Source organism: Peribacillus sp. TE19612, assembly GCF_056279465.1.
The window spans coordinates 141477-157476 of sequence record NZ_JBWCCL010000010.1; the positions used below are offsets into that span (position 1 = coordinate 141477).

General features: G+C 43.5%; 15 protein-coding genes. 3 read left to right on the forward strand and 12 right to left on the reverse strand.

Translation table 11 applies throughout. The annotated features are described in order from the left end of the window. Positions 1-40: 40 nt before the first annotated feature. From ACZ9AO_RS18405 to ACZ9AO_RS18415, 3 genes are all read right to left on the reverse strand, one after another. Positions 41-490 carry a threonine/serine exporter family protein gene (locus ACZ9AO_RS18405; RefSeq protein WP_170956501.1) on the reverse strand — a complete coding sequence of 150 codons (450 nt, stop codon included), beginning with the start codon at positions 488-490 and terminating at the stop codon, positions 41-43. A gap of 16 nt (positions 491-506) precedes the next feature. Next, complete coding sequence (locus ACZ9AO_RS18410) at positions 507-1262, reverse strand: threonine/serine exporter family protein (protein WP_476109746.1); 756 nt, start codon at positions 1260-1262, stop codon at positions 507-509. Between the two features lie 284 nt (positions 1263-1546). After that, entirely contained in the window at positions 1547-2353 is an 807-nt protein-coding gene (locus tag ACZ9AO_RS18415) for an alpha/beta fold hydrolase (protein WP_251541717.1), read from the reverse strand. Positions 2354-2519: 166 nt separating this feature from the next. On the opposite strand from ACZ9AO_RS18415, the gene ACZ9AO_RS18420 reads away from it, so the two are divergent. After that, positions 2520-3788 carry a dicarboxylate/amino acid:cation symporter gene (locus tag ACZ9AO_RS18420; RefSeq protein WP_476109748.1) on the forward strand — a complete coding sequence of 423 codons (1269 nt, stop codon included), beginning with the start codon at positions 2520-2522 and terminating at the stop codon, positions 3786-3788. Between the two features lie 135 nt (positions 3789-3923). Continuing rightward, a complete protein-coding gene (locus ACZ9AO_RS18425) occupies positions 3924-4598 on the forward strand; it encodes a lysoplasmalogenase (RefSeq protein ID WP_251541720.1) in 675 nt (224 codons plus the stop codon). Positions 4599-4682: 84 nt separating this feature from the next. On the opposite strand, the gene ACZ9AO_RS18430 is transcribed toward ACZ9AO_RS18425, so the two are convergent. The 3 genes from ACZ9AO_RS18430 to gltC all read right to left on the reverse strand — a co-directional run bounded on the left by ACZ9AO_RS18430 (position 4683) and on the right by gltC (position 8293). Beyond that, positions 4683-5882, reverse strand: a complete 1200-nt coding sequence (locus ACZ9AO_RS18430) for a class I SAM-dependent rRNA methyltransferase (protein WP_476109750.1) — start codon at positions 5880-5882, stop codon at positions 4683-4685. A gap of 110 nt (positions 5883-5992) precedes the next feature. Further along, the gene (locus ACZ9AO_RS18435) at positions 5993-6985 is read right to left on the reverse strand and encodes a PTS sugar transporter subunit IIC (protein WP_476109820.1); all 993 of its coding nucleotides are present in this window, start codon (positions 6983-6985) and stop codon (positions 5993-5995) included. 402 nt (positions 6986-7387) lie between these two features. Continuing rightward, positions 7388-8293, reverse strand: coding sequence for a glutamate biosynthesis transcriptional regulator GltC (gene gltC / locus ACZ9AO_RS18440; RefSeq protein WP_251541724.1), 906 nt, complete (start codon positions 8291-8293; stop codon positions 7388-7390). Between the two features lie 155 nt (positions 8294-8448). Here gltC and gdhA point away from each other — a divergent pair, with 155 nt between their 5' ends. Next, a complete protein-coding gene (gene gdhA / locus ACZ9AO_RS18445) occupies positions 8449-9831 on the forward strand; it encodes an NADP-specific glutamate dehydrogenase (protein ID WP_476109753.1) in 1383 nt (460 codons plus the stop codon). 185 nt (positions 9832-10016) lie between these two features. On the opposite strand, the gene rbsB is transcribed toward gdhA, so the two are convergent. From rbsB to ACZ9AO_RS18475, 6 genes are read right to left on the reverse strand one after another with little or no spacing between them, the layout of a single operon-like run. Further along, on the reverse strand, positions 10017-10937 hold the full coding sequence (rbsB, locus tag ACZ9AO_RS18450; RefSeq protein ID WP_476109755.1) for a ribose ABC transporter substrate-binding protein RbsB: 921 nt from the start codon (positions 10935-10937) through the stop codon (positions 10017-10019). A 15-nt stretch (positions 10938-10952) separates the two neighbouring features. Beyond that, positions 10953-11897 carry an ABC transporter permease gene (locus ACZ9AO_RS18455; RefSeq protein WP_476109757.1) on the reverse strand — a complete coding sequence of 315 codons (945 nt, stop codon included), beginning with the start codon at positions 11895-11897 and terminating at the stop codon, positions 10953-10955. Position 11898: 1 nt separating this feature from the next. Continuing rightward, positions 11899-13380, reverse strand: coding sequence for a sugar ABC transporter ATP-binding protein (locus tag ACZ9AO_RS18460; protein ID WP_476109759.1), 1482 nt, complete (start codon positions 13378-13380; stop codon positions 11899-11901). A gap of 18 nt (positions 13381-13398) precedes the next feature. After that, on the reverse strand, positions 13399-13791 hold the full coding sequence (gene rbsD / locus ACZ9AO_RS18465; protein WP_251541728.1) for a D-ribose pyranase: 393 nt from the start codon (positions 13789-13791) through the stop codon (positions 13399-13401). Beyond that, on the reverse strand, positions 13788-14672 hold the full coding sequence (gene rbsK / locus ACZ9AO_RS18470) for a ribokinase (protein WP_063595563.1): 885 nt from the start codon (positions 14670-14672) through the stop codon (positions 13788-13790). The genes rbsD and rbsK overlap by 4 nt, the downstream gene beginning before the upstream one ends. Next, the gene (locus ACZ9AO_RS18475) at positions 14669-15655 is read right to left on the reverse strand and encodes a LacI family DNA-binding transcriptional regulator (RefSeq protein WP_048685640.1); all 987 of its coding nucleotides are present in this window, start codon (positions 15653-15655) and stop codon (positions 14669-14671) included. The genes rbsK and ACZ9AO_RS18475 overlap by 4 nt, the downstream gene beginning before the upstream one ends. Positions 15656-16000 lie beyond the last annotated feature (345 nt).

A 16000-nucleotide genomic window follows, 5' to 3' on the forward strand; every position in this document is an offset into this window, starting at 1 on the left:
TTTCTCTTTTTTCAGAACATATTCATCAGGAAGATTCCCGCTAACTTCTCAATCTTACCTTCCTTCTATTGTACTTAGTTACTAACTGGTTCATGACTTCGGCAAAGATCAGCCCCATCGCAATGGCACCAGCCAGCATGAAAACCTTGGCTGCCAGCTGAACGGCGACATAAAAATCATTTCCGACAAAATGCTTCATCGCATCATACGACAAACCTCCAGGCACGAGGGGGATGATTCCCGATACATTGAAAATCGTGATCGGCGTTTTATACCTTTTAGCAAAATACTGGCTGATGACCGCAACGATAAATGCAGACGCTAATGTTGCAATGATGCTGTTTATCTCATTTTCAACCAGAGCAAAGTATAAGATCCACCCCAACATCCCTACGAAACCACATTGAAACAATGAATTTTTTGGTACATTGAAGATGACTCCAAAGGCGGCTGAGGCAATGAAACTTGTAATAAGCTGTGCAATCATCATTCTTCCTCCCCTAAAATCATAAGAAAACAAACGCGGCCGATATTCCTGCCCCAATTGCTAAAGCAGTCAAACCTGCATCCGCACCCTTGGATAGACCCGAAACCAAATGCCCTGCAATTAAATCCCTGGCTGCATTCGTAATTAACAGCCCTGGCACAAGCGGCATCACCGCTCCAATGATTATCGTATCCAAATGACTTCCAACTCCAATCTGGACAAAGAACAAAGCTACTAATCCTACGACTAAAGAGGCGATGAATTCAGCAAAAAAACGGACTTCCAGTAACCAGTGCAAATAAAGCAGGCATGAGAATCCCATTGCTCCAGCTATACAGGACCAGATGAAATCACTCCACTGTCCTTGGAACATGATTAAAAAGCAGCCGCTCGCTATAAATGCAGCAAAGACCTGCACCCACATGGGATACCCCATCCCGGCCTTTTCGATTTGTTTTAACCGTAAATATGCTTCCTCTGGTGTCATTTCCTTGCTGGAAATGCTTCGGGATATACTATTAACCAGCGTCACCTTATGTAAATCTGTAGATCGTTGGGAAACTCGGATCAATTTTGACGCTGGGTACATGCCATCCAGCGAAAAAATAATTCCAGTAGGGGTCGAAAAACTGTGTGATTCACCGCACCCAAACGCTGCAGCGATTCTAACCATCGTATCTTCCACCCTTGATGTTTCCGCTCCGTTCTGAAGCATGATTTTTCCCGCAAGTAAACATACATCTATAATTTCATTGTATGGTAAACGATCATCCATTTTATCCACTCCATCACTTCCTGCATGAGTTTCTCTCAATAACAGATAGACGAACACACCAATTTAAATCCACCTCATAATAGCCCAATTCCAGTGAAAAGGATATAAAAATATTACCCATTTAATTTATCAATTCCATTAACCTGCACCAATGCCGTCCTTAGTACCAGTATTCCCCTTATTTCTTGCCGAAACCATTTAGTTAACAGAAAAATTTGATTTATAACCATGAATAAAAGGAATGCGGGCACGAACCCTGCATCCCTTTTCCCTATCCTGTACGACTATACACCCTTTTGAATAAAACCATTCACGGTTTCATTAAACAACTCGCTTTCTTCCATGAACGGACAATGGCAACTATCTTCAAAGATTACTAGTTTGGAATTCGGAATTTTTTCATGCAAATGTTCCCCAGCTGCTACAGGAATGACTTTTTCATGCCTTCCAAAACAAAGAAGTGTGGGTACATTGATTGCTGGCAAGAAGTCACGATAGTCCACAATCGATTGGTCAAATAGAATGCTGCCAGCAATGGATTCCGGCATTTTGGTCACTTCCCCAAGCATCCAGCCTGCATCCTCTGCAGATAATTCATTGTTGAACATGGACGCAAGGAATTTTTGCAAAAATGGGGTACGATTCGTTTGAATTTCTGTCATGAAGGCAATCAACGTTTCCATATCAAATGCACCGATATGAAAATCGGGCCACTTAAAATCAGAGGCCAATTCATCCACGATCACAGTTGAATGAATATTTCCCTCACCGAATTGCTTAAGATAATCCCAAACGACAAATGCCCCCATCGACCAGCCTACAAGTATGACATCCTTTAATCCCAGTTCACCTATGAACGCATGAAGATCTTTTGCATAAACGGAGACCGTATTTCCATAATGTACATGATTTGACTGGCCATGACTTCTTAAATCAAGCAATATCGTTCTATATTTTTCTGAAAAGTACGGCAGCTGCCTTTTAAAGAACCGGCTGCTCATCCACACACCATGGATAAAGATAATCGGTCTCCCCTGGCCCTTTTCCTCATAAAACAACCGAACGCCTTCTTCCACCTCAACAAATGCCATTCCATCCCTCCTTCTCGATATTTTCACCATCCATTCCCCATTATTATTTATTGCATTTAATCCTTTAACATTCCTTCCTATAAAAAAATATTGTCAAACCCGATTTTAGAGTTGATAATGAAGTATATTTTTATTGGTATCTTCATCCTGAAAGGACTGAATTTAAATGAAGAGCTTTATCAAAAACTATCGATCCTCTTTAATACTGCTCACTGCCATCATTATCGGTGGGATAGCGGGCGTGGTTTTCGGGGAGAAAACCTCGATCATACAGCCGCTAGGGGACTTATTCTTAAATCTGATGTTCACGATCATCGTGCCATTGGTATTTTTCAGCATTGCTTCAGCGATTGCCAATATGAGCGGAATGAAGCGTCTCGGAAAAATTATGGGAAGTATCGTTCTCGTTTTCCTGACAACAGCCGCTTTAGCTGCCGTCATTGGATTTATTGGGACAACCATCGTCAATCCGTTGGAGGGTACAGATACGACAGCCATTAAAGAACTGATGGAAAACAGTTCCCCTGAAGAGACCATCGAAGAAGTTTCCTTCTTCAGTCAACTGGTCAATACTGTAACCGTTTCCGACTTTCCAGAACTGTTCTCCAGAAGCAATATGCTTCAGCTTATCGTTTTCTCCGTATTAATCGGACTTTCCACTGCACTGGTCGGTGAGAAAGCAAGACCGATTACTGAGTTTTTGACAGCAGGTACAGCTGTCATGATGAAGGTCGTCAAAATCGTCATGTACTATGCGCCAATTGGACTTGGTGCTTATTTTGCGGCGATTATCGGGCAGCTTGGGCCGCAGATTTTAGAAGGATATGCTCGCACTTTCATTCTTTATCTAGTCTTGGCCTTGATTTATTATTTCGGCTTCTTCACTTTGTATGCCTTTATTGCCGGCGGGAAAGATGGAGTTAAACTATTTTGGAAAAATGCCCTGACACCATCCATTACAGCCATCGCAACTTGTTCAAGTGCCGCATCCATTCCAGTCAACCTGGAATCAGTTAAGAAAATGGGCGTGCCTAAGGATATAGCGGAGACTGTCATCCCACTCGGAGCCAACACTCATAAAGATGGTTCGGTATTCGGCGGTGTATTGAAAATCGTTTTCCTATTCAGCTTATTTGGAAAGGATATGACAAGCATTTCAAGCATTTTAAGTATACTAGCTGTTGCCTTTTTGGTTGGAGCTGTTATGGGTGCCATTCCTGGGGGCGGCATGATTGGGGAAATGTTGATTCTTAGCGTATTCGGCTTCCCTGTGGAAGTCCTGCCTATCATTGCCGTTATCTCCACGATCATCGATGCTCCCGCTACATTGCTTAACTCAACAGGAAACACGGTTTGTGCCATGCTTGTCACAAGGCTTGTTGAGGGGAAAAACTGGTTAAAACAAGCTTTCGTTAAAGAAAACTCAGCCGTATGATTCTTATGACTGACTGGCTCCTGGTTAAAACAGGGGTCAGTTTTTTCATTTTCACGACTTTCTTTCAAACAGTTCTTTCATTGACAAGGGGTTCCATCCCCTTGCATAGAATTAAAGATTGAAGGAGGGAATGGAATGTTAATGAAATGCTTACCTGGGGCAATCCTTATCACGGGACTATCCTATATTTTTCTTATACAGGAAGAGCCTTTGATCATCAAAATACTGTTCAAGGTACTCCCCATGTTATTGATTTTGCTCTACGCCCGCACTAATAATGTGGGAAGACGGGGTCGTTACCAATCCTTAATCCTTCTTGGTTTATTCTTTTGCATGCTTGGAGATGGTTTGTTGATTTGGTTCGTCATCGGGCTTTCCGCCTTCTTGATCGGCCACCTTTTCTATATTTCGGCATTCTTTGGACGATGGACCTTTTCATGGCTCCGATTTGCGACGATTCTTCCGATTAGCATTTACTCCACTTGGATTAGCCGTGAAATTGTACATTCATTAATCGAAAAAGGTGAACATAACCTCATCATCCCTGTGATCTGCTATGTAACGGTCATCTCCCTTATGGGCTGGGCGGCATTCATGACCGGAAATGCCGCCGCAATCATCGGCGGGGTCCTCTTCATGATTTCAGACTCCATTTTATCTTGGAACAAATTTATCGATGATGTTGCCTTTTCAGGTCCACTGATCATGCTTACCTACTATGCAGCCCAGTTTTGCATTGCTAACAGCATTCGAAGGAAACCTTCCTTTCATGTATCGAAAGGTTTGAAAAGTGAACGGCCTATCCAGTGAATCTAATGTCCAATCGTTCCACATGAAACATTTTCATTATAAAAAAGGCATTCACAGTTCTGCTTGAACTGTGGACGCCTTTTCTTATCCTTTAATTTTCTTAATGAAGATTACTTTTAAATAACTCCCTTCCTTATACTCAGGAATTGTTTTAAAATCAGCCGGCAATGAGAATTGTTCCATGATTTCATACTTTCCATTCATTTCTTTGAAAGCAACATCAATGAAGTTCTTGAATTTTTTCATGTCGAACGTACTGCAATTAGTTGAGGCGATAATGACCCCATTGTCTTCCGTAATGGAAATAGTATCCTTCAGTAGATTCGTATAGTCTTTTCCGGCACTGAAAGTAAACTTCTTCGATTTGGCAAAGCTAGGCGGATCAAGGATGACCATTTCAAATTTCAAGGCTTTCTTCACCGCATATTTAAAATACTTGAAAACATCCATCACCACGATATTGTGATCTTCAGGATCTATGCCATTCACACTGAACTGCTCGATCGTCTTTGGTAAACTTCTATTCGCCAAGTCGACACTCGTTGTTTTAACAGCACCGCCTAAAGCGGCAAACACGGAGAATGCCCCCGTATAGGAGAACATATTCAACACCGTTTTCCCTTTTGCGTATTCATCGCGGATTTTCCTTCTGACATCGCGTTGATCAAGGAAGACACCGACCATTGCCCCATCATTCAGATAAACAGCAAAATGGACTCCATTTTCCTTTACAAGAAGCGGAAATTCCGGCTGTTCGCCCATGACAAAATCGTCTTCTTCCACGTACTGCCCCTTTGTATCAAAGCGTTTCTTCTGATAAATCGATTTGACCTCGACCGTTTCCTGCAAAGCCTTAAGGATGTAGTCCTTAAAGAAATATATTCCTTTGCTATACCAGCTAATGACATAGTGACCATCATAATGATCAATGATTAAACCGCCAATTCCATCACCTTCCCCATTAAACAAGCGGAAAGCTGTAGTCTCCCCATCTTCAAAAAAAGACTTTCGGAATTCATATGCAGCCTGGATTTTTCCTTTAAAGAAGGATTGATCGATCTTTTCATTCTCTCTTCTGGTCAATATCCAGCCATAGCCCTTATTCTGTATGCCATAATATCCTTTTGCCAGAAAGCGGTTGTTCTCATCCACCAAGCGCACCAAGGATCCCTCTTCCTGAAGGTCATTAAGATTGGCTATCGACTCTTTAACAATCAAGGGAAAACCCTTGCTGATTTTACTCACGAACTTAGCTTTCACTTTTATATCGATTTCTTTTCCCATCTATATCATCCTATCTTTGCAAATGCTTTCCTCCCCATTTTACCCTAATCCCCTTATAAATAAAAACCAGCCCGGTTCCTTAACCTGGCTGGTTTCCAAGAAAACTTTGATTATGAAACTTCCAAATGAAGATCGCCTGGCTTAACTTTACCCATCATCTTCAATACGCGATGTAAGGCAAGCGTGATCACAGCTGGCAATACCATCCCCACTGCCACATAAACCAAGAACGTGTATAGCCCCTGACCGGTTATGATGGCAATCGGGGCAATCATTGAACTTAACCCCATTCCTCCAAGCTCATACGGCACTTGAAAATCGAATGCCAAGGTAGCGATAGGCGCACAGATGATTGCCGCCACAAAAGGCGGAACTACATATAATGGTTTTTTGATTAAGTTAGGAAATTGAACTTTTGGCGTAACGACCATCTGTGCCAGGAACCCGCCCATATCATTATCTTTATAAGACATGACAGTGAACCCGACAAACTGAACCGTACATCCGATTAGGGCTGCAGCACTGGAAACGGGATCTAATTGCAGGGCGATCGCCAATGCGGCGGAAGACGCCGGTGTCATCAATAAAATGCTCCATACCAAGGCTATGACCATGGAACCGATTAATGGGGAACCCTCGACCGCAGCGGTAGTTTGACTGCTTATCCATGTTAGGAGCGGAGTGGTGACAAGAGCCAGGCCATATCCCGAAACTCCACCGACAAGAACGGCACCCATTGGGATGGCCATGATGTCTAACTTCGTTTTGCCGATTATGCGCTTACCTATATATGTTGCAATAACCGCTGCCAAGACAGCACTTAGCGGCTGGCCCGTAACAATCGTGAAGGCACCCTCAGGCGTTTTGTGAATGGCTGCACCTCCAACAGCACTTGAAGCCATGGCGCTAAAGATAATTAATGAATTTCCTCCTAGCTGATAGGCGATTCCTGCTCCTAAAGCTGGTGCCAGCAAGACCTTCGCGGCCCCGCCTATTGCCAGAAAGACCTCCCAACCTAAATATCCCCCTATGGATTCAAACAATAACCCGATCCCTAATGTAACCAAAACAGCGTTGGCTATCCCTGTTGATGCCTTGTACATTCGATCGCTGATGTATTCTTTCCTGCTCACTTTATCTCCACTCCTTGTCAGTTATCAGAATATTCAATTTAGTAAAATCAAAAAAAAAATAAAGGTCTTCATTTAAAAAGCCTATTAAGTATATCGTACCACTACCTGAATGTCTGTTAATGTCTGTTCGTATAATAACATGAATTTTCTGATAATGTAAGTGATATTTTTATTCTGAAAAAATAAAAGCGCTTTCAAAAATAGAATTTTAACACATTACTATTCAATAAAAATCAATAATTCATTATTTCAAAATAAGTTATCCCCTTTTAAGGATGCCTACATGGAATACTTAGGTACATTTGCGACAAAAAAAAGAACCCGATTAAGGATTCTCTCATTGTATTTATGCCTTTTCTAATAGATATCATCCTATTTTTGAAATCCTTCCAATTTGGCAAAAGTGTCCTTCAAGTATTGGTAAAACAATTTCTCCGTTGGCATCAGTTCCCTATCAGTCGGAACGATGACCCCTACAGCCCTGGTTACAGATGGGTTCTCCAGCGGCAGTTTAACCGTAAAACGCGGCAAGCTATCAATCAAGGAAATCTCAGGTATCAAAGTTACACCCAGACCTGCCGCCACCAGGCCTTTTATGGCATCAGTATCTTTCCCTTCAAATGCCACTTCCGGTTCAAAGCCATGCAATTTGCAAGCTTTCATAACGAGATCCCTTAAAACATAACCCTTTGGAGATAAGATGAACGGATTTCCTTGAAGCTCATTCAAGGATAGTGATTTCTTCAGGGCCAAAGGATGGCTTTCTGGCAGAAGGGCAACTAAGTTCTCAATAAACAACGTTTCCCCTTTAATTTTCTTTTCATTCACCGGCAGGGGGCCAATCAAGGCCATGTTAATGTTTCCTTTAATCACAGAATCTATCAGGTAGCGATAGGAACCTTGTTTCAATGTGAATTTCGCCTGGGGGTAACTTTCCCTGAAGTCGGAAATGACCCTTGGCAATACATAAGAAGCCAAACTGCTGGGAAAGCCAATGCGGATTGTCCCTTTTTCCGGATCTAGACTTTCGGCCATCTCACGCTTGGCACGATTGATTATATCCATAGCTTGTTCCATATGAGATAAAAATGTATGGCCTATAGGCGTCAATCTAATCTTTCGGCCTTCCCTGATAAATAAGGGCACACCCAGCTCTTCTTCTAAATTGTATATTTGGCGACTGACAGCAGACTGGGCAACATGCAAATCCACTGCTGCTTCCGTCATATGTTCACGCTTTGCCACTTCAATGAAATATTCAATTTGCCTTAATTCCAATCTAAGCTCCCTCTTTCATATCAAAACAGCATGTTATTTATCTAATATTCAGATTGTTCGTTTCATTTTTAAATTATATCATGAAAGTATCATATAAAAACCGATAGACTTACCCTATTTAATATTTTATGACTTTAACTAAAGGAGAGAAAACAATGACCACTTCACAGGAAGTCGAACATGAGGAATTGCAGGTTGCCAGAGAGTTCGTAAGTCAAGTATACGCACAGGTAAAAGAACGTAATCCTCACGAAAGTGAATTCCATCAAGCCGTAAAGGAGATATTCCTTTCATTGGTCCCGGTTTTTGCAAAACATCCAGAATATATGAAAAGCGGGATATTGGAGAGGCTGGTAGAACCCGAAAGAATGATCACCTTCCGTGTCTCTTGGGTTGATGACCTGGGAAATGTTCAAGTCAACCGTGGTTTTCGTGTGCAATTCAACAGTGCAATCGGACCATTCAAAGGCGGTCTCCGTTTCCACCCCACTGTCAATTCCAGCATCATAAAGTTTCTTGGTTTCGAGCAAATCTTTAAAAACTCGCTTACTGGCCAGCCGATCGGTGGGGGTAAAGGCGGGTCGGACTTCGATCCAAAAGGAAAATCGGATGCGGAAATCATGCGTTTTTGCCAAAGCTTCATGTCGGAACTATCTCGTTATATCGGCCCTGATACAGACGTACCGGCTGGTGATATCGGAGTCGGTGCAAGGGAGATCGGTTACTTGTTCGGTCAGTATAAAAAGATGCAAGGCAGCTACCATGCCGGTGTTTTAACCGGTAAAGGCATAAGTTACGGCGGAAGCTTGGCCCGTACAGAGGCGACTGGATATGGAACGGTTTACTTTGTCGAAGAAATGCTAAAAGACAAAGGGTTACAATTCCATGGCAGCACTGTCGTTATCTCAGGGTCTGGCAATGTATCCATTTATGCCATTGAAAAAGCTACACAGCTAGGCGCTAAAGTTGTTGCATGCAGCGACTCCAATGGCTACATATATGATGAAAATGGCCTGAATCTTGATACAGTTAGACGTCTAAAAGAAGTGGAACGAAAACGTTTAAGCGAGTATGTCGATGCGCACCCGGAGGCTGTATACCATGAAGGAAGCTACGGCATCTGGTCTGTACCATGCGATATCGCACTGCCTTGTGCCACACAAAATGAAATCGATGAAGAAGCAGCAAAATTACTGGTCAAAAATAATGTGAAGGCAGTCGGTGAGGGCGCTAATATGCCTTCAACCCTTGCGGCCATTGATGTATTCCTTAATAACGGCATCCTTTTTGGACCAGCAAAAGCAGCCAATGCAGGCGGCGTAGCCGTGTCTGCACTCGAAATGGCCCAAAACAGTGCCAGGATGCCTTGGACTTTCGAAGAAGTCGATGCCAAGCTGCATGAGATCATGAAAAATATCTATAAAAACAGCATAGAGGCCGCCGAAGCATATGGTGCGCCTGGCAATTTAGTTGTCGGGGCCAATATTGCCGGATTCCTTAAAGTGGCGGATGCGATGCTGACTCAAGGTGTACTCTAGCAATCAATAGAAGTAATGGGCGGTTCCGACACGGGGCCGCCTAAAAAAATGAACTCACTTTTCTATCTCCCTCTTATTGATATCATTTCAAGCTGAATATCCACACTAAAATCACATCAATGAAATCAAAACACTACAAAAAGAGTGCCGGAAGATTTCCGGCACTCTTTTTGTTTGGGAGACAATCACTCATTGGTGACCAATTTCAATGGAACGGATATTGTGTCATCCACTTTGTCGCCTTTTAAGATCTTTTCAGCCGCATTAACCGCTTCTTCACCGATAAGTGCCGGTTGTTGGGCGATTGTAGCTTTTAGTTCACCGTTTTCAACTGCTTTCAATGCATCATCATTTCCGTCAAAGCCAACGACGATGATGTCTTTGCCTGCCGCCTTGATTGCTTCAATGGCTCCTAGTGCCATTTCATCATTATGGGCGAATACCGCTTGGATGTCTTTATTGCCTTGCAGGATATTTTCCATTACGTTAAGCCCTTTTGTCCGGTCGAATTCCGCCGTTTGACTTGTCAGGACCTCTAACTGCTTGTCCGCAATATTATGGAAACCTTTCCCGCGTTCACGAGTTGCAGATGCTCCGGATACCCCTTCAAGTTCCACTACTTTCGCTTTTTCGCCAAGCTCTTTAACTAGATATTCTGCAGCCATTTCCCCGCCAGCCACATTATCGGAAGCGATGAACGTTTCAATGTCGCCTTCGTCTGAAGAGCGGTCAATCGTGATAACGGGAATGCCCGCATCATTTGCATCTTTAACGGCTGAAGATATTGCCGCAGAGTCAGTTGGATTCACAAGAAGGACATCAACCTTTTGAAGGATTAAATCTTCAATTCCGCTGATTTGTTTTGCCGTATCATCCTGGGCGTCAACAACTGTGACTTTCATGCCCTTTTCTTTTGCCTCTTTTTCAATACCATCTTTTAAGGAAACGAAGAATGGGTTGTTTAAAGTAGAGATGCTGACCCCGACTTTCACGTCTTTCATCGAGTCTTTCTTTTCCTTTTTATCATCTGTTAGACCAGAATCCATTGAACAGGCAGCCAAGACCATTAAAGAAAGAACCATGATGATCGTTACTATTTTTTTCATTGATTACACCTCTTCTTATGATTTTTTACGGTCAAGTAAGACCGCGATTAATATAACTGCACCTTTTACCACTTGCTGGTAGAAGGAGGATACACCAAGTAAGTTCATGCCGTTATTCAAGGTACCGATGATCAGGACACCCACCAGCGTACCGAACAACCGCCCTTTACCGCCTGAAAGGCTCGTTCCGCCCAGCACCACGGCTGCGATGGCATCCATTTCATAGGATTGTCCTGCCGTCGGCTGTGCCGAATTCAGACGCGATGTTAAAATGGCACCGGCGATTGCCGCCATCGTACCGGCCAGACCATATATGGCCACCTTGACCCGGTCAACTTTAATCCCCGAAATCCGGGAAGCCCTTTCATTTCCGCCGATGGCATATGTTTTACGGCCAAAGGATGTTTTATGAAGCAGGAACCATAGGATCATGAAAGCGATGATCATCACAACGGCCGGTACCGGCACTCCCAGGAAGTAACCTCTCCCAAGCATCTGGAACATAACGGAATCGCCAATTCCAGTAATCGGCTTTCCATCCGTGTACACAAGCGTTAATCCCCGGAAAATCGTCATGGTGGCCAGTGTCACGATGAAAGGGGCCATCTTACCCTTTGAAACGAGAATCCCATTGATTACACCCATTATTGCACCTAGTAGAATGCCCACCAATATGGCCAAGATCGGATCTAATCCCGAGACCATCATACCAGCCATGAGTGCGCTGGATAGAGCTAAAATGGAACCGACGGACAAGTCGATGCCGCCTGTCAATATAATAAAGGTCATTCCAAATGCAATAAGTGCATTGATGGAGGTTTGACGCAATAAATTCAAAATATTATTCGGTTCCATGAATGATGGATTTAAAACGGTTATTACGATAAATAAAAGTACCAGGGCGAGAAACGGACCAAATTTTTGCCAAATCCCGCTTTTCCCTGTAGCCTCAAGTTTCATCCTAGTTCCCTCCTGTCGCCAATGCCATAATTTTTTCTTGCGTCGCTTCCTGCTTTAACAATTCCCCAGCAATCCCACCTTCGTGAACCACAAGGATTCTATCGCTCATTCCAATGATTTCCGGAAGTTCCGAGGAAACCATGATGATGGCGATGCCTCGCTCCGTCAATTCATTCATCAATTCGTAAATTTCACGTTTTGCACCAACATCTATGCCCCGGGTCGGTTCATCCATAATTAAAACTTTAGGGGAGGTGCCGATCCATTTGGCGATTACCACCTTCTGTTGATTTCCTCCGGATAGGTTGCCGATGACCGTTTCAGCAGAAGATGTCTTCACGTGAAGGCGCTTAATCATCATTTCGGCAAAGTTCATCTCATCTTCCGTTTTCACGATACCGCTAGGAGCAAAACTCTTGAGATTCGGCAAGCCGATATTTTCCCTTACAGAAAAGTCGAGGATCAATCCCTCTTCTTTACGATTTTCCGTAATGAAAGCCAGGCCGTGTCGAACTGCATCCGTTGGTTTTCGTATGGAAACTTTCTTGCCTTCAATGGTGATTTCACCGCTGTCTATTTGGTCGACACCAAAAAGGGCGCGCATTATTTCCGTTCTGCCTGCTCCCATCAATCCGGCTACACCGACAATCTCACCTTGCCGAACCGCGAAATGGATATCTTCAAAAAGCCCCTTTCTGGTTAAACCTTTCACATCAAGGACTATGTCGCCAGGATTCGCTTCACGATGAGGAAAACGGTCCTCCAGCTCCCGCCCTACCATTTTCTGAACGACTTCATCGAAATTTGTTTCTGCAATTCTTTTCGTATCGACTGTCTTTCCGTCACGCATTACGGTGATCCTGTCACAAATGGCGAATATTTCTTCCATTCGGTGAGAAATATAAACAAGCGATACACCCTTTTTGGTAAGCCCCCTCATCACTTCAAAGAGCTTCTCTATTTCCCTATCAGTCAAAGCGGCCGTTGGTTCGTCCATGATGATGACTTCGGCATCCGTCATGAGCGCCTTGGCAATTTCAATCATTTGCTGTTCACCGACAGAACAGAATCCGGCTTCCTTATCAAAAGGAAGGGAAATATTAAGTGTTTTAAAAATCTCCTTTGCACGCGCTTTCATTTGTTTCGTCTTCAGGACACCGAAGGCATTCACCATTTCCCTGCCGATAAATAGATTCTCCAGCACGGTCATTTCGGGCCAAATATTCAATTCCTGACGGATAAAGGCCATTCCCGCCTCTTCGGCTTCCTTTGAATCCTTGAAGGAGGTTTCTTTACCGTTAATCTCGATCGTTCCTTGATCTTGTTTATGCAGCCCGGTCAAAATGTTCATCAAAGTTGATTTCCCCGCTCCATTTTCCCCCATTAGTGCATGCACTTCCCCAGCCTCTAAAGAAAAATGAACACCTCCCAATACCTTGTTTTGACCAAATGCTTTATAAATATTGTGCATTTCGATTTGCATGCTCATCATCTCATTTCTTTAAAAGAATACTCCAGACTGCAATATGCAATTTGAATATGGCGTCGTCTCCCCGGTCCGGATAATGGCTTTCGCGTTTCTTGTCAGCCTTTTAAAATCCTCATGGGAAACATATTCAATCGCTGCTCCGAATTGCTGCTCCATGTATTGATGCTGTTCCGGGTTTTTAACCTTCACTTCTGTGGCAGCGATAACTTTTTCAACAACCATATCTTCGTGAACCGTCCGGACGACATCTTGAAATGATGGCGTCCCAGGCGTCAATGCCAAATCTATCTTGCAAACTCCGGGCGGCACCGGCAGCCCGGCATCACCTACGACAATATAATCGGTATGACCAAGGTCAACCAGGACCTTGGCTATTGAACTATTGATGATTCCTTGACGTTTCATGCTTCAAAGCCCCTCTCGACCTCTACCCTTTGCGGCATGCCGCCTTGAGCGCCTAATTTCGTCACGGAAATGGAAGCTGCCCGGTTCGCGAACAACAAACTTTCGCCAAAACTTTTTCCTTCTGCAACAGCCACCGCAAAGGCAGCATTGAATGTATCCCCTGCACCTGTTGTATCCACCGCTTCCACTTCAAAGCTTGGAACAATCTTTTCTTCATGTCCATCAAAGTAACGGACGCCATTTTTTCCTTCGGTAATGAATAATTTATTTGGATACTCAGTCAAGACTTCCGTTCTATCTCTCCCATCGAATAGTATCTCGAATTCATGTTCATTCGGAGTAAGGAATGATGCCTGTTGAATGACAGCCTCGCTTAGCTTGCGGGCGGGAGCTGGATTCAATAGTAATCTCTTTTGAAGCATGTTGCACAAGTCAGCCAGATACTCCACAGTTTCCTCAGGTATTTCCTGCTGAACCATCACGATATCCGATTCCTCTATCACCTTTTTCGCCTTTTCTACATATTCAGGAGTAATGAAATCATTTGCACCTTTTACGACTATAATGCTGTTATCACCTTCCGAAAGGGTAATGTGTGCTGTCCCGGAAGCAGAACCTGTAACCGGTTCCACATACTGCGTGTTTACATGATTCTTTTTCAGATTTTCTAAGATGATCTCTCCATAGACATCATCTCCCACACATCCAACCATTGACACTTCTGCACCAAGACGTGCCGCTGCAACAGCCTGATTGGCTCCCTTTCCTCCAGGAACCGTGATAAAGGACTCTCCTAAAACCGTTTCCCCCGCCATTGGCCGTTTAGCTGATGTCACCACTAAGTCCATTGATGAGCTTCCCACTACTGCAATTCTAATCATGTCTTCTCCGCCTTCCTTCTCGTTGTTTGTCTCTCCACAAAAGAAACAGGGAGCTTTTTATGTGTTACTTCCATTTTTTCTTGATTGATCCTTTTAATTAGCATTTCCGCCGCATGTGCCCCCATCTCATAGGCTGGCTGCCGAATGGTCGATAACGGTGGGTGCAATAACGCTGTGAAGGAGATATCATCATAGCCGATCAATTGTATGTCTTCCGGTATCCGTATTCCCCGTTTTAAAATCTCTTGAAGTGCTGCGGCTGCAACAATATCATTACAAGCAATGATTCCATCCGTTTCCGGATATTGCTCGAAAAGCTGCTTGACGCATGTTTGGCCGCCCTGAAGAGTCAGGGATGAATCCATGACTTGCACGTTCACTTTTGCTTGTTTCAATTCTTCCAATGCTGCCATATACCGTTCATATACAGGCTTTATTTCCACTGGCCCCCTAATGAGGACGATATTCGTACTGCCTCTATCCAGCAATACGCGTGCTGCCAGCTTACCGCCTGTCCTTTGATCGGAATAAACAGCTGGTAATTTCTCTGCTGTACGGTCGAGAAGGACAACTGGAATATCCAGATTATCGAAATTCTCATTTGCTTCTTCACTAGTTGAAGCAATCATGCCCACTACATTGTTTTGCAGGAAAGTGTCAATATATTCTATTTCTTTATCTCGCTTTTCATCACTATTTCCAAAAATCAACCGATAACCAAACTGCTGCAGATAATCCTCGACACCTCTTGCCATTTCTGGGAAGAAGGGATTCGTAATGTCCGGCAAAATCAAACCAACCAATTTGGATTTACGATTGTAGAGGGATCTTGCCACTTCATTCGGTTTATAATTCAATTTTTCAACAGCTGCCATGACCACCTTTTTTGTGTCCTCATGTGCATAACCACTGCCATTCATAACTCTGGAAACCGTTGCCACAGAAACTCCAGCTTCCTTTGCCACATCCCGAATAGTTGCCAAAATATCACCCTCTACGCTTTTGTGTAACCGTTTACACATAGCTTATCACCAATTTAAATGAACGGCAAGCCCTATCTCAAAGATAATTTTTAGTGAATTTGGCCCAAAGAGGATAACACAATCCGTTTTTTATGCGTACATTTCGTCTCTTTGATTTTCCCATTTATAGGTTTAACACCCACATTACCTCAAAATCCAGTCTACTTTAAAACATAAAGGACTGTAGACAACGGGAGGCTCTACCTAACCGTTAAAACTAAGTTTATTGGAGCGGGTGTACGAGACTCCTTTGGGAAAGGCGTGTCCAAGGGAGAACCCGCAAGCGAAGACGAGGGCAGACCGCCC

What these genes read in the sequence shown, in the direction of transcription:
- ACZ9AO_RS18455 (WP_476109757.1), bottom strand. Translation starts at nt 11,897, where the DNA reads ATGAAACTTGAGGCTACAGGGAAAAGCGGGATTTGGCAAAAATTTGGT.
- ACZ9AO_RS18405 (WP_170956501.1), bottom strand. Translation starts at nt 490, where the DNA reads ATGATGATTGCACAGCTTATTACAAGTTTCATTGCCTCAGCCGCCTTT.
- ACZ9AO_RS18460 (WP_476109759.1), bottom strand. Translation starts at nt 13,380, where the DNA reads ATGCAAATCGAAATGCACAATATTTATAAAGCATTTGGTCAAAACAAG.
- gdhA (WP_476109753.1), top strand. Translation starts at nt 8,449, where the DNA reads ATGACCACTTCACAGGAAGTCGAACATGAGGAATTGCAGGTTGCCAGA.
- ACZ9AO_RS18435 (WP_476109820.1), bottom strand. Translation starts at nt 6,985, where the DNA reads ATGTACAAGGCATCAACAGGGATAGCCAACGCTGTTTTGGTTACATTA.
- ACZ9AO_RS18410 (WP_476109746.1), bottom strand. Translation starts at nt 1,262, where the DNA reads ATGGATGATCGTTTACCATACAATGAAATTATAGATGTATGTTTACTT.
- ACZ9AO_RS18430 (WP_476109750.1), bottom strand. Translation starts at nt 5,882, where the DNA reads ATGGGAAAAGAAATCGATATAAAAGTGAAAGCTAAGTTCGTGAGTAAA.
- ACZ9AO_RS18415 (WP_251541717.1), bottom strand. Translation starts at nt 2,353, where the DNA reads ATGGCATTTGTTGAGGTGGAAGAAGGCGTTCGGTTGTTTTATGAGGAA.
- rbsK (WP_063595563.1), bottom strand. Translation starts at nt 14,672, where the DNA reads ATGATTAGAATTGCAGTAGTGGGAAGCTCATCAATGGACTTAGTGGTG.
- ACZ9AO_RS18425 (WP_251541720.1), top strand. Translation starts at nt 3,924, where the DNA reads ATGTTAATGAAATGCTTACCTGGGGCAATCCTTATCACGGGACTATCC.
- rbsD (WP_251541728.1), bottom strand. Translation starts at nt 13,791, where the DNA reads ATGAAACGTCAAGGAATCATCAATAGTTCAATAGCCAAGGTCCTGGTT.
- rbsB (WP_476109755.1), bottom strand. Translation starts at nt 10,937, where the DNA reads ATGAAAAAAATAGTAACGATCATCATGGTTCTTTCTTTAATGGTCTTG.
- ACZ9AO_RS18420 (WP_476109748.1), top strand. Translation starts at nt 2,520, where the DNA reads ATGAAGAGCTTTATCAAAAACTATCGATCCTCTTTAATACTGCTCACT.